At 59.8% G+C, this 13905-nt stretch carries 11 protein-coding genes; 4 read left to right on the top strand and 7 right to left on the bottom strand.

The window, feature by feature from the left end; genetic code table 11:
• Nucleotides 1-84: 84 nt before the first annotated feature.
• Nucleotides 85-1596: an aldehyde dehydrogenase family protein gene (locus K6118_RS01720; protein WP_247118421.1), complete on the bottom strand. Its 1512-nt coding sequence runs from the start codon at nucleotides 1594-1596 to the stop codon at nucleotides 85-87.
• 353 nt (nucleotides 1597-1949) lie between these two features.
• Between K6118_RS01720 and K6118_RS01715 the strand changes: the two genes are divergently transcribed.
• Both K6118_RS01715 and folD read left to right on the top strand, forming a co-directional pair.
• Nucleotides 1950-2789 (top strand): p-hydroxycinnamoyl CoA hydratase/lyase, encoded by an 840-nt coding sequence (locus tag K6118_RS01715; RefSeq protein WP_247118419.1) that lies wholly within the window; start codon nucleotides 1950-1952, stop codon nucleotides 2787-2789.
• Between the two features lie 119 nt (nucleotides 2790-2908).
• On the top strand, nucleotides 2909-3796 hold the full coding sequence (gene folD, locus K6118_RS01710) for a bifunctional methylenetetrahydrofolate dehydrogenase/methenyltetrahydrofolate cyclohydrolase FolD (protein WP_247118417.1): 888 nt from the start codon (nucleotides 2909-2911) through the stop codon (nucleotides 3794-3796).
• Nucleotides 3797-3864: 68 nt separating this feature from the next.
• On the opposite strand, the gene desA is transcribed toward folD, so the two are convergent.
• Nucleotides 3865-5265, bottom strand: a complete 1401-nt coding sequence (desA, locus tag K6118_RS01705; protein ID WP_247118416.1) for a syringate O-demethylase — start codon at nucleotides 5263-5265, stop codon at nucleotides 3865-3867.
• 304 nt (nucleotides 5266-5569) lie between these two features.
• Here desA and K6118_RS01700 point away from each other — a divergent pair, with 304 nt between their 5' ends.
• The gene (locus K6118_RS01700) at nucleotides 5570-6673 is read left to right on the top strand and encodes an NAD(P)-dependent alcohol dehydrogenase (protein ID WP_425531532.1); all 1104 of its coding nucleotides are present in this window, start codon (nucleotides 5570-5572) and stop codon (nucleotides 6671-6673) included.
• A gap of 6 nt (nucleotides 6674-6679) precedes the next feature.
• Here the strand turns inward: K6118_RS01700 and K6118_RS01695 are convergent, their stop codons facing one another.
• From K6118_RS01695 to ligA, 3 genes are read right to left on the bottom strand one after another with little or no spacing between them, the layout of a single operon-like run.
• On the bottom strand, nucleotides 6680-7372 hold the full coding sequence (locus K6118_RS01695; RefSeq protein WP_247118412.1) for an alpha/beta fold hydrolase: 693 nt from the start codon (nucleotides 7370-7372) through the stop codon (nucleotides 6680-6682).
• 45 nt (nucleotides 7373-7417) lie between these two features.
• Entirely contained in the window at nucleotides 7418-8266 is an 849-nt protein-coding gene (locus tag K6118_RS01690) for a class III extradiol dioxygenase subunit beta (RefSeq protein WP_247118409.1), read from the bottom strand.
• Between the two features lies 1 nt (nucleotide 8267).
• Nucleotides 8268-8672 (bottom strand): protocatechuate 4,5-dioxygenase subunit alpha, encoded by a 405-nt coding sequence (gene ligA, locus K6118_RS01685; protein ID WP_247118408.1) that lies wholly within the window; start codon nucleotides 8670-8672, stop codon nucleotides 8268-8270.
• Nucleotides 8673-9009: 337 nt separating this feature from the next.
• On the opposite strand from ligA, the gene K6118_RS01680 reads away from it, so the two are divergent.
• Nucleotides 9010-11463 carry a TonB-dependent receptor gene (locus tag K6118_RS01680; protein WP_247118407.1) on the top strand — a complete coding sequence of 818 codons (2454 nt, stop codon included), beginning with the start codon at nucleotides 9010-9012 and terminating at the stop codon, nucleotides 11461-11463.
• Nucleotides 11464-11683: 220 nt separating this feature from the next.
• Here K6118_RS01680 and K6118_RS01675 read toward each other — a convergent pair whose 3' ends face one another.
• Together K6118_RS01675 and K6118_RS01670 are read right to left on the bottom strand one after the other, a co-directional pair.
• Entirely contained in the window at nucleotides 11684-12931 is a 1248-nt protein-coding gene (locus tag K6118_RS01675; RefSeq protein WP_247118406.1) for a serine hydrolase domain-containing protein, read from the bottom strand.
• Nucleotides 12932-12958: 27 nt separating this feature from the next.
• On the bottom strand, nucleotides 12959-13822 hold the full coding sequence (locus tag K6118_RS01670) for a methylenetetrahydrofolate reductase (protein ID WP_247118405.1): 864 nt from the start codon (nucleotides 13820-13822) through the stop codon (nucleotides 12959-12961).
• Nucleotides 13823-13905: the final 83 nt, after the last annotated feature.

The following is a 13905-nucleotide window of genomic DNA, read 5'->3' as shown; positions in this document are numbered from 1 at the left end:
TTGCTCTCGGAACATGCCTGCCAAGGGGGAGGGTGCCATGGCATCCTCCCCGATTGCAGCTTATCATCCTTCGGTACCAGCCTGTTAGAGCTGGATGATTACCGACTTGAGTTCGGTGTAGGCCTTGACACCATAATTGCCCTGTTCGCGGCCGATGCCCGATTCCTTGTAGCCGCCAAACGGCATGGTCGGGTCGATCACGGAATGGCAGTTGCCCCAGACGGTCCCGGCTTTGATGCGGGCGCTGACATGGTGCATGGTCGACAGGTCCTTGGTCCAGACGCTGGCGCCTAGGCCGAACGGTGTGTCGTTGGCGGCGGCGATCGCCTCTTCCGTATTTTCGAAGCGCTGTGCCACCAGGACGGGGCCGAAGATTTCTTCCCGCACCACTTTCATGTCGGCACTGACGTCCGCAAACACGGTCGGGTTGATGAAATAGCCGTTGCCACAGGCGCTGGGCGTGTCGCCGCCGGTTACCACGGATGCGCCAGCCTTTTTCCCGGCGTCGATATAGCCGAGCACGCGTTCATACTGCTCGTTCGACACCACCGGACCGATGGCGCTTTCAGGCATCAGCGACGGACCCGGACGCCAATTCTGGGCTTGCTCGGCCAGGGCGTCCATCAGATCGTCGAAGATGGTCTTGTGGGCATAAAGGCGGGAGCCTGCGATACAGGTTTGCCCGGCATTATAGAAAATCGACCCGGCGATCCCGGCGGCGACGGCCTTGACGTCCGCGTCCGGGAAGACGACGACCGGGGATTTGCCACCCAGCTCCAGCGTGACGTTCTTCATCGTGTCGGTCGCGGCCTTGTTGATGATCTTGCCAACTTCGGTCGAGCCGGTGAAGGCGATCTTGTCCACACCCGGGTGGGTGGTCAGCTGTGCGCCGGAATGATGGCCGTAGCCGGTGATGATATTGAGGACCCCCGGCGGGAACCCGGCCTCATTGACCAGGTCAGCCAGGCGGAGTGCGGTCAGCGGCGTCTGCTCGGCGGGCTTCAGCACCACGGTGCAGCCTGCGGCCAGCGCCGGTGCGATCTTGAGCGTCGCCATGATCAGCGGATAGTTCCAGGGGATGATCTGCGCCGCGACGCCGACAGGCTCACGCCGGGTGTAGGCATGGAAGGAGCCGGACGGCACCACCATGGGGTCGATGGTTTCGCCGCCGATCTTGGTGGCCCAGCCGGCATAGTAATGCAGCTGGCCGATCGAGGCCGGGATATCCAGTTCCATCGCTTTGGCTTTCGGCTTGCCGTTGTCGATGGCCTCAAGTTCGGCGAACTCTTCCATATGCTGTTCAAGGAGGGCACCAAGCTTGTGGATCATTACCTCACGCGCGATTGGCGGCAGGCCGGTCCAGCGGCCGTCGTCGAAGGCGCGGCGGGCGGCGGTAACGGCGCGGTCGACGTCATCGCTGGTGGCGTCGGCGATCTGGCAGATCACCTTGCCGGTGGAGGGGTCGTAAACATCGATGAGCTGGTCACCCGTGCTGGCAACCCATTCACCGTCGATGAAAAGCGCAGGCTTACGCGAAAGCGCCTTCTGGGCCGCGGGGGAATAACCCGGCTGGCTCGGGAAACTCAGGTCGTTCATGGAGAATCCTTTCCTCACAAAATTTCAGCATGACTGTAAGGAGAGCCACCCGCGCAAGCTCCTTAATGTGGGTACTAAAAATCGACCAAAAACGAAGCTTTGGTCCGGGCGCTTGTTTGACACGCATCTGCCATACCGTACATATGCGGGCGACTGCCGGACGGCCTGAACCAGCGAAACGGCGGTTATTGTGGCCGGAACCGGACAGAAGTGAACTGAAAAAGAAGACAGACTTTTTTGAGGACGCACATTGGCGACTGAAGTCTGGCAAACCTTTTTCCGGTATGCCACGCTGCCTTCAGATTCAGTTCAAGCAACGTGTTAATAGTATCAAATCAAGTGGAACACTGCCCATGTTAGTTGAAAAGACAGCCGTCTCCTACAAAATCGAAAACCGTATTGCGTGGCTGTATTTCGATCGCCCGGAAAAGCGGAACTGCATGAATCCCACTTTGAACCGGGAAATGATGGAAGCCCTCGATGAGCTTGAGTATTCCGAGGATGTCGGGGTTGTCATCCTGACCGGCAAGGGGACGGCCTGGTCCGCGGGCATGGACCTCAAGGAATATTTCCGCGAAACCGAAGCCCAGGGCCTGAAAGGCGTGCGCAAGTCGCAGCGTGAAAGCTATGGCTGGTTCCGGCGCCTGCGCTGGTTCAACAAGCCGACCATCGCCATGGTGAACGGTTGGTGCTTCGGCGGCGGTTTCGGCCCGCTGTTCGCCTGTGACCTCGCCATTTCGGCCGATGAGGCCCAATATGGTCTCAGTGAAATCAACTGGGGTATCTTGCCGGGTGGCGGCGTGACCAAAGTGGTCGCCGACCTCCTGTCCATGCGGGACGCCATGTGGCTGACCCTGACCGGTGAGCTGATCGACGGCAAGCAGGCCTCCGCCATGCGGCTCGTCAATGAAAGTGTGCCGGCGGATCAACTTGAAGCGCGCACCCGCGAGGTGGCTGAGCTGCTTCTCAAGAAGAACCCGGTCGCGCTCAAGTTCGCGAAAGATGCTGTCCGCCGTGTCGGCCTCATGCAGTATGATGAGGCGGAGGACTATCTCGTGCGGATGCAGGAAGCCGCGAACTTCCATGATAAGACCGAAGGCCGCAAAGAAGGTATTCGTCAGTTCATCGACGAGAAAAGCTACAAGCCTGGCCTTGGGGCCTATGACCTGCAGAAAGCCGCCAAGAAGGGCTAGTCTTCAGACATCTTCAAGCCGTGTCTACGGCACGACGTCGGGCCGGGTCTTTATCCGGCCCGTCTTGATTTCAGGATAACCGATATGCGGGGCCTGCCCCGCTGCAAGGGGGAAAGCCAATGGTTGCCACGCTGATTGACGGCAAAGCCTACGCCGAGACGCTGAGGGCGCAGATTGGAGAGACTGTCGCGTCGCTGCCGGGTCAGCCGACGCTCGCAGTCGTGCTGGTGGGCGAGGACCCGGCCAGCCAGGTCTATGTCGCCAACAAGGTCAGGTTCACGGAGGAATGCGGCATGCGCTCGGTTGAGCACAAGTTGCCCGCCGATACCCGCGAGGATGACCTGCTCGCCCTTGTCCGCAGCCTGAATGACGACCCGGAGGTCGACGGCATCCTGGTCCAGCTTCCGCTGCCGAAAGGCCTGGACAGTGACCGCGTGATCGCGGCCATCGACCCGGACAAGGATGTGGACGGCCTGACCGAAGCCTCCGCCGGACGCCTGGCGCTCGGCCGCCCCGGTCTCCGCCCTTGTACCCCGACCGGTTGCGTGATGCTGGCGGAAGATACGCTCGGCGACCTGAGCGGCAAGTCGTGCGTGATTGTTGGCCGGTCGATCCTGGTCGGCAAACCCGCGGCCCAGCTTTTTCTTGAGAAAAACTGCACGGTGACCATCGCGCATTCCCGCACGCGCGACCTTGAGGCCGTCTGCCGGGGCGCGGACATTCTCGTCGCCGCGGTCGGGCGCCCGCTTATGATAGGGGCCGATTGGATCAAGCCCGGCGCCTGTGTCATCGATGTCGGCATCAACCGTGTGCCGAACCCGGAAAAGCCGGGCAAGACCCGTCTGGTCGGCGATGTTGACTTTGAGGGGGCGAAAGCGGTCGCCGGGTCGATCACGCCGGTGCCGGGGGGTGTTGGCCCCATGACCATCGCCTGCCTGTTGCGCAACACGGTTATCGCCGCCTGCAGGCGACGAGGCTGGGACCTGCCTGAAGGCTACAGCCTCTAAAACGTCCCTAACAAAAATGGCCCGGAAATCTCCGGGCCATTTGCTTTTGGGGGGGCGTGGTGCGCGGATCAGCGCTTGCTGCGCCAGCCGCCCACGTCGCCTGCATACTGTTTGCGGGCCACTTCCACATAAGGCACAGGGCTTACGGTCGCGCGGATTTCCATCTGGACATGCTTTTCAACCGTCAGCTTGCCGGAGCCGCCGTTTTCCTCGCCCCAGACCAGCACAACCTCGTCACCCATATTGGCATGCTCGGCGTCCATCATGGCCAGCGTCATCATGGTGCGCTCGTTCGAGCTGTAGCCGATCCAGGTGGAAAGACCGGCGGTCTTGCCGCCCACGGTCACACGGTCATAGGGGTGCATGGCATAAACGGCGGACGGGAACTCGATGAACTTGCCGCGTTGGTCGCCCTTCTGGAACTGCGAATAGATGACTTCCATCACATCGTTGGTGTTGAGGGCCAGCGTGACCTTCTGGCGGTGGGGCTGGTTTGCGATCTTCTCCAGCGCGTCACGGCCGATGAAGTCATGGTCGAACTTCACGAAGTTGCCATAGCCCAGGTCCCACGGCGTCAGGTAATAGTCCTCGATATTGTCGGAATAGAAGCTGCCGCCAATGGTCGAGTTGCCCTCATAGCCGTCCGCCGGGAGCCACTCGCGGTAGGCCTTGAGGTCGTCACCGGTATAGATGCCCGGCAGCGGCGAGGGGATCCAGCCCGATTCCAGCGTGTTGGAGGAATAAGTGCGGCCACCGCACGGCAGCATGCCGAATTCCCGCCCGCCTTCGAGGAGGGCGTCACGGATGCGCTGATAATCTTCCCACGGGCCGAACAGCTCGAAGCCCGGCTGGCCGGCCATGCCGTGGCGCAGCGCTTTGACCTGGCGGCCGGCGATGGTGAAGTCGGTCATGGTGAAGAATTTGAGGTCCGGCGGGGTGTGGCCGAGGATTTTCTCCATCGCGGCCATGGCGTTCGGGCCCTGAACCTGGAAGCGGTAGGACTTGCGGGTGCCCTTGTCGGTGCGGACTGCGGTACGTTCGTCACGCTCGCACTGGACATTATAGCCGCCGGTGGCCGCATGATATTCGACCCAGTTGATCGACGGCGCGCGGCCCACCAGGTTGAACTTGTTTTCTGCCAGATAAAACAGGATCACATCGCCGATGATGTGGCCCGAGGGCGTACAGGGTGCGAACTGCTTGGCTTTGCCCGGCACGAAATTCTTGAAGGTATTGAAGGCGAGGTCGTTCAGCAGTTTGAAGGCGTCCGGGCCTTCGACCGCAAGGTCAACCATGTGGTAGGACTGATCGAAAAGAATACAGGCATTATACCAGGAAGCCTGTTCATCGCGCCAGTTGCTGTATTCCGCGGGCACCCCCGGGTAGGCGTTCGGCCCTGCGGGGATATTGCGCAGCAAATCGGGGATATTTCCCGCCGCCTGCAGCTTTTCCTCAAGATTTTTGTACATGCTATATCCTTTTCTTCACCGGTAACGGGGTCGCAGAAAGCCACCATGGCGCGCCCTCATGGAAGGCTGTCGGCCATCGTGGCGGAGTTTTCCTGTCGTCTTGAATACAGGGCGTGCTGGCACGCGGCGCGCGCGTTCGTGCAAAACTGTTCGTCAAATAGTGAAGAAAGGCAGTGGGGAAGGGGTAAGCCGGAGCGTGTGAACTTCGCGATTTCGCGCTAATTTTGTCGCTTTTGAAAAGCTAATTACCGTCCCCGGCTGTAGCTTATAGAACGACCGAATTTCAAAGGAGGATGGAATGAGCGTGGCGGCGAAAGCAGCGGTACTGCGTCAGCATCAGGGGGCCATGAAAATTGAGCCGGTTGAGATTTCAAGCCCGGGGCCCGGCGAAGTCCTCGTGAAAATCAAGGCCTGCGGTATTTGCCATACCGATATGGTGATGCGGGACGGCTTGTTGCCTGTGCCCACACCGGTTGTCCTCGGTCATGAAGGCGCTGGTGAGGTTGTCGAGGTCGGCGACGGGGTTACCCACGTATGCCCTGGCGACCATGTGGTCATGAGCTTCGCCAGTTGCGGCGGCTGCCCTTCCTGCGTGGAGCATGACCCTGCCTATTGTCACCAGTTTTTCCCGCTCAATTTCTTCGCCGTGCGCCCGGATGGCACCACAGCCATCACCGCGGGTGGTGAACCCGTGCATTCGCACGTCTTCGGGCAGTCGTCCTTCGCCACCTATGCCGTCGCCAGCGGGACCAATGTGGTCAAGGTGCCGGCTGATCTGCCGCTTGAAGTGCTTGCCCCGCTTGGCTGCGGTATCCAGACAGGGGTCGGGGCTGTCCTCAATTCCCTTGATGTCCGGGCCGGGTCTTCCGTTCTGGTCATGGGCACGGGTGCCGTTGGCATGTCCGCGATCATGGCGGCGCGTATCGCTGGTGCTGCGCGTATTCTGGCGATGGACCTGTCGGCGGACCGTCTGGCGCTCGCGTCCGAATTGGGCGCGACCGATATCCTGCACCCGGACGGTAAGAAAGCTGTGCTGGAGCTGGTCCAGGGCGCGGGTCTTGAGGGTGTGGATTATATCGTCGATACGACGGGCGTACCGCCTCTTTTGGCGCAGGCGGTGCCCGCGCTCAATATCCGCGGCGTTCTCGGCCTTGTGGCCGCCTATCCGCCCGGCGAGAAACTGGATGTCGAGATGGCGTTCATGATGAGCGGCGGCCGCCGTATTCAAGGCGTTGTGGAAGGCAGTTCCGACCCACAGGACTTCATCCCCAAGCTGATCGCCTGGTACAGGAGCGGCCTGCTGCCGATCGACCGGATGATGAAATTCTATGATTTCGCGGACATTTCCACCGCCATCGAAGACGGCGAAAGCGGCAAGGTCATCAAGCCGGTTCTTGTCATGAGCTGAGGGGGGTTAGCCTGCGAGCCAGGCGTCCAGCGCTTTGGCGACCTGGTCCGGCGCTTCCGCCGGGGCAAAGTGGCCTGCGCCTTCGAACAGGGCAAGGGTCGAGCCCTTTATCTTTGCCGCGATCTCTTCATGCTGGGCGGGTGGGCTCCACTGGTCTTCGGTGCCGGTTGCCACCAGAGTGGGCACGCGGATGGCCGCCAGCACATCCTCAACCTCCGGCCGCGTCAGAAGCGCCTCGATCTGGGCTTCGAACGTGGCGAGGCCAGCCTCACAGCACATTTGATGGAGCGATGTCATCAGAGGCCTGTTGGATCTGTTGGCTTCCGCGACCATGGGCGGCAACCACACGTCGACCAGTGCCGCCATGCCTTTGGTTCGCCCTATATCCCTGAGCGCATAGCGTTTTTCCCGCTCGCCCGGTTTCTGCGGATGAATGCCGGTGTCGAGAAGCGCGAGCTTCTTTACGCGCCCGGGCGCCATCCGCACGATCTCAAGCGCGACCCGGCCGCCCATGGAATGGCCGGCCAGGTTGAACACTTCCGGTGCGTCCTTCAGGACCCGGCGGGCCATTTCCTCAATCGTGTCGGCAAGGCCATAGCCACCCACGGCGCGTACGTCCGGGGATGACATGGACTTGATAACCCCAGCCCAAACGCGCGCGTCGCAGATCAGGCCGGGGAGGAGCAGGGTCGGGGTCATGAGGGACGTCTCTCTTTAAGATATCAGGACCAGATGGTTCTAGGCTCAGGCACCATTCTCAAGGACAATATGACCGAGGGCCGTATTGGACGCCGGAACATGATAGTGCCGGTGCAGTTCCTTGACCTGGCCTTTGAGCGCGCCGCGCATCACCAGCCACATGACCATCTCGATCCCTTCCGATCCGGTTTCCCTGAGATATTCGATATGCGGGATCAGGGGCAGGTGTTCGGGGTTGGCGGTCATGTCATCCAGGAATTTCTGGTCCCACTCGGCGTTGATGAGACCGGCGCGCGGTCCCTGCAACTGGTGGCTCATGCCGCCTGTGCCCCAAACCTGGACCTTAAGGTCTTCAGGGAAGCTTTCGACCGCGCGAGCAATGGCTTCACCCAGTTTCCAGCAGCGCTCCCCCGAGGGGATGGGATAGGTCACCACATTGACCGCGAGCGGGATGACCTTCACCGGCCATTCCTCCGGTTGCCCGAATACGGCGGACAGCGGTACCGTCAGGCCATGGTCGACATCCATCTTGTTGATGATGGTCATGTCGAAGTCATCCAGGATCAGGTTCTCGGCGATATGCCAGGCGAAATCCGCATGGTTTTTGACCACAGGAACGGGCCTTGGCCCCCAACCTTCATCGGCCGGCTGGAATTCATCCGCGCAGCCGATGGCAAACGTCGGGATAAGGTTCTGGTCGAAGGCCGAGGCGTGGTCATTAAAGACCATGATCACCACATCCGGCTTGTTCTCCGGCTTCATGATCCATTCTTTCGTCCAGTCGTACCCTGCGAAAATCGGCTTGAAATAGGGGTCGTCCTGTTTGCCCTGGTCAACACCCACACCAATGAGGGGAATATGGCTTGTCGCAACACCCGCAGTAATTTTGGCCATCTTAATTGCCCTCCTTGATTGAGCGGACCCCTTTGGGGGAGCGTCCGCCCGCCATCATCATCTTCTTATAATCATCCACGCTCATGCCGGTCATGGTGGAGACGGCATCCACGAACGAAAGGCCGTCGGTCGAGAAAACCTTGGCGAGATAATAGACATTGCCCCCCAGGTCGAGGAGCCGGTTATAGTCGCGTGCGAGCAAGGCTTCTTTTTGCTCGTCGGTCATCGGCCAGTCTTCAAGATAAGCCCGTTCATCTGCGCGCCACCGTTCGCGATTCTCATGCTTCATCAGGCTCATGCAGAACTGGTTAAGCCAGTATCCCTTGCGTGCACGTTTGGCGGTGAAGACTCTGGTGCCGGGAATATCCTCTAGCTCCTCAAAATATTCTGCGACTTTTTGTGGCATTTTCTAAAACCTTTCAACGGCTTAACGTGATGTGAGCAGCCAGAATACGCGCGGCCACATCCGAAATTTCAGGCGGCAGTGTGCCGTGGTCGTTGCAGCGCAACATCACCGTCAGTGAAGCAACATGCCATCTCTTGTGTAGGAAGGCGTGATGCCAAGGTGAAGGATACGCCTGCAGGTTGCTCAAATTACAGAAATTATTGGAGGAATCGGGGAAAAGGTTTCGAATGTTATTCTTCGCATATGGCAAATCATTGCACCTATAGAAAATTGTTTTCCCTCAATTGGTCTACTCTCAAGCCGTTATTGACTGGGAAGTCATATAGGGAGGGAACCTGTGAAACCCACACTCAAGTATTTGAGCGCATGCTCAGCTATCGCGCTTATTGCGCCGCTGGCATCTGCCCAGGATACCAGTGCCAATTCAACGACATCTTCACTTGAAGAGATTGTTGTTACGGCACAGTTCAAGAAACAAAACCTGCAGGACACGCCGGTTGCTATTACGGCGATGTCGGCGGCAACGCTGGAAGCCCGCGGCCAGGTCAGCATTGAAGGGATCGAGGCGCAAGCCCCGAACGTTTCGCTGACAACCGGGGGGTCCTTCGGCGGCAACGCGCTGATCGCCACCATTCGTGGTATCGGTCAGACCGACTTCAACCCAGCGGTCGAGCCGGGTGTCGGCGTCTATGTCGATGATGTTTATTACGGCACGCTGACCGGGTCGGTCCTGGATCTCCTGGATCTGGACCGGGTTGAAATCCTGCGTGGTCCGCAGGGCACGCTGTCGGGTAAAAACTCGATCGGCGGGTCGATCAAGCTGTTCACCCAGAAGCCAAACGACGAAGCCAATGGCTATGTCGAGGTCTCTGCCGGGTCCTTCAAGGGGCTCAGCATCCGGGCGGCCAGCAATTTCACCCTGCAGAAGGATAAATTGTACGCACGCGTTTCCGGTGTTTCCAAAACCCGCGACGGCTATGTGAAGAACCTCGACTGGGCCTGTGCGCATCCGAACCGCACGCTGGGCTTCGGCACCCAGTTCCGGGGTGACAACTGCGTCGTCGGCACGGAAGGCGGTATCAAATATACCGCAGGCCGCCTGGCCCTGCGCTGGCTGCCGACGGATAGCCTTGAGGTCAATTTCTCGATCGACAAGATCAAGGAAGATTCCGACCCGCCTGCGAACGTCATCCGCGCACCTTTCTATTCCGCCACCAACCGGCGGGCTGGTATTGTGCCGGACGGCAGTGAATATCCGACCCTGTTCGCGCTCGCTGGCCAATCGGCACCGGGCTCAGGCCCTGGGTCGTTCCTGGGTCAGACCAGCTTCACGACGCCGTGGGGGCAGGTTATCCAGTTTGGCCGGGTCCTGGATCCGAGCATGTTTGTTCCGAGGAACAACCGCTATGCCAACTTTGCGTCCTACTGCAATTACCAGACAGGGAATTGCGCGGCGCACCGCATGACCAATGACGCCACCGAAGGTGCCCTGCATATCGACTGGACGCTCAACAACAATATGACGCTGAAGTCGATCACGTCCTATCGTGAATACACCAGCGATTGGGGCAATGACTCCGACGGTACGCCACTGTCGCTGACCAACCTGTATCAGCGCTTGGATCACCATGCCTGGACCGAAGAAGTCCGTTTGAGCGGCAATGTGGGCGAGAAGTTCGATTATACCGTTGGCGGCTTCTATTATGATGCGACCACGACCATGTATGGCCGTATCGACCTCGGCTATGTGAACTTCGACTTCGTGCACGGCCCGGACCCGGTCGACATCACCACCAAGGCGGTGTTCGCGAACGGTACCTACCGCTTCACCGACCAGCTGGAACTGGTGGCTGGCCTGCGCTACAGCGACGACAAAAAGACCTACACCTTCAAGCGTCGTGAACCGGATGGTTCGGCGATCATGCCGTGCGGACCGGGTGCGTCTTCCAACTGCCTGATCGCGGGCGTCAATGGTGTGGTCAGTTCGTTCTCTGGCAGCCGTGTCGACTATCGTGCCGCGCTCAATTACAAGGTCACCGATAATGCCATGGTCTATGCCCAGGTAGCGTCGGGCTTCAAGGGCGGTGGTGTGAACCCGCGGCCGTTCTTCGACGACCAGGCGCAGGAAGTGAAGCCGGAAACGCTGACGACGTATGAAATCGGCTTCAAGTCCGAGCTTCTCGACCGCAGCCTGCGTTTCAACGTGGCGGCCTTCTACAACGACTATAAGAGCCTGCAGTTCGTCCTCAGCAACTGTACGGGCGTTCCGGGCGTGATCAACGGCATTCCTTGCCTGATGACCACAAACGCCGGTAACGCGGAATCCAAAGGTGTGGAAGTCGAGTTCGACTATGCGCCGACGGATGCTCTGAAGATCGATGGCTCGCTCAGCTATATCGACTTCAAGATGAAGTCGCTGTTCTACGATATCGATGGCATCTCGCTCGCGTCCCAGGCGCCTTTCTCGCCCAAGTGGACCTACAGCCTCGGCGCCCAGTACAAGATATCGACGAACGCCGGTGCCTTCATTCCGCGCCTCGACCTGACCTATCAGAGCGAGACCTACGCCGAGTGGATCAACGCGCCAGGCAACCTGCTTGAGGCCAGGACGCTGCTCAATGGCCGGATTACCTGGGAAGCGAACGAAGATTGGAGTGCTGCGCTCGAGGTGAAGAACATCACGGACAAATTCTATTACAACCAGTCCGTTGATGGTGACGGCAGTGGCCCGTCCTTCGCGACGCCGGGTCTGCCGCGGACCTTCACCTTCATGATCAAACGCAAGTTCTAACTACAGGTCTTTCGCAAGAGACGTTCAAGGGGGCTTCGGCCCCCTTTTTCTTTGCGTACTGCGCGTCGAAGGCGGATGCCGGATAGGCTGTTCGGGGGTGGAGACGTGACGGAGGAAGTGTCGTTCAGGAGGAGGACGGCCGCACAGGATAGTCAACGGTAAAAGGCGCCGGGGAATCCGCTCCCTGGCGCCTTGCCTATCTTCCTGTGCCTTAGGTTGCTTAGTTGGGCTTCCAGGCGGAGGCTGCCCGGAAAAAGGCCTTGGCTTCCGCGTCGGCATGCTCCCACCCCTGGTTGGGGAAATAGCTGAGCTTCACGACAACGGTTTTGGTGTCGGGGTCGACATAGACATACTGTCCGGCCAGCCCCTCGGCGAGGTAGGCGTCCGAGTTGCCCATCGTCCACCACTGGTAGCTATAGCCACCATGCTCGGGGTCTTCCTTGCCGACCGGGGTGGTGGTCATGGAAACCCAGTCAGCTGAGACGATGCGTTTGCCATTGGCCACACCCTTGTTGAGCATCATCAGGCCCAGCCGCGCCCAGTCCCTGAGCGTGGCGTTGAAGCCCGCACCGCTGAATTCACGCCCGACGCCCGGCTGGCCATCCATGATGTAAAAGCCGTCCCGTTCGGTGCCCAGGGGTTCCCAGATCTTCTGGGCGGTATAGGCGGCGACGGTGGTGCCTGAGACACGCTCGATCAGCCAGCCCAGGACCGCGGTGTCGATTGTTTTATACTGCCACACGGTACCCGGTTTATGCGCCCGCTTGATGGTGCGGGCCGGGTCGGCAAAGCGCGCGACATTCTTGACCAAGGCATTGATGTGGTTTGTAGCCGCCGCCCCCGGGTGCGCGAAGTCATAGCGTTCCTCATAGTCGACGCCAGAGCGCATCTCCATGATCTGGCGGATCGTTACGCCATTGTAGGCGCCGTCCTTGAGTTCGGGCAGGTACGCCGTGATGGGGTCATCGAGCGACTTGATCCGCCCTTCGGCGAGCGCGCAGCCGACAAGCAGCGAGGTCAGCGACTTGGTCATGGAAAAGCCGATGAAACGCGTGCTTGCGTTCGTGTTGTTGCGGTAGATTTCTTTGACGATCTTGCCGTCCTTCATGACGAGAAGCGCGTTGGTATAAGTGTCCTCAAGCACATCGAGCGCCGGATGAACCTTGCCATCGAATGTATAGCTGAAGGTCAGGTTGTGATCCTCGCGCGGCAACTGCCATACGGCGCCCGAACGCGGCACGCTCCGTGTGGTGAACAGGGTGTCCATGCTGCGGAACATGAGCGAATTCACGTCGCCATCCAACATATGCCAGCGTAGCAGCTGAACCGCCACCGGTACGTCGGACTTGGCGCCCGCGGTGAGGACCGGCGGCAGAACCTGTTGCGCATTCGCGGGCGCGCTGGCCGGTACGGAGCTTAAGGCGAGCAGTATCGCGGCATAGCTGGTTTGCCGAACTGATTTGAACATGGTTCCCCCCTGGATTGGTTCGTGTGGTTAAAGATACTCGTTCACAAAATCGATGGTGTTCTTGAAGGCGGCGAAGGTGAAGAAATGCACGCCCCAGATATTCAGGGCCGGGTCGCTCAGGTTCGCTTCGGCGAGCGCCTTCACAAGCGCATCCGGGCGTTCGCCCGAGAGCAGGTTTTTCGTCATTTCCTGCCGTTCCTTGAGCGCGCGCAGGGAAGGCCCTACGCCGCAGATCATGGCATATTTGATCAGGGTCGTGCGTTTCGCCGGGCCTGAAAGACCCACGCGGATACGGTTGGTGATGCCGCGCGCGCGCAAGGTCCGGATAAACTTGAGGATCGCGTCCGCATCAAAACAGAGCTGGCTGATCAGGACGGTTTCCAGATCATGCGCTTTCGCAGCCGCAAGTTTTTCGTCGAGCGCTTTGTCGAGCACGTCGGTTGCGATGCGCGGATGGCCTTCAGGGTAAATCCCCAGGCCGATCTTGTCGATGCCGTGGCGGTTCAGGATGCCGCTTTCGATCAGCTCTAGGGCGCAGGTGTAAGGGCCTGCACTATCGTCGCGGTCACCGCCCAGGATCAGCGCGCGGTCCACGCCAGCTTCGCCCGCCAGGCGCGCCAGCAGGCTGTCAAAATGGTCTTCGCTCTTGAGGTTACGGGCGACGACATGAGGCACGGGCACAAGGTCCGCCTTCATCAGGTGAACGGCGGCCTCGACCACCTTCTGCGGGTCATCGTTGGGTAGCGACGCGATATAGACGCGTGAGCCCTTCGGCATCAGGTCCGCCGCGGCATCGAGCGACTTGCGGTCGGGCGATGTTACCTCAGCCGAATAGCCGTCCAGAAGCATGGCTTCGGGCGATTGGGGGGTTGCATGGGCGGAACTGAACATGGCCGGTGTCCTTTTAGGTTAGGGGGTGGCCCGCAACTAAGGGGAAGTTGCGTTGCGGGCCGTTCTTCTCGGGGGGAGAAGTG

This window comes from Kordiimonas marina (assembly GCF_023006325.1).
In the GTDB taxonomy this organism is placed as follows: Bacteria; Pseudomonadota; Alphaproteobacteria; order Sphingomonadales; family Kordiimonadaceae; genus Kordiimonas; species Kordiimonas marina.
Note: the sequence above shows the minus strand (reverse complement) of the source record. Positions and strands in the feature narration are given on the sequence as shown.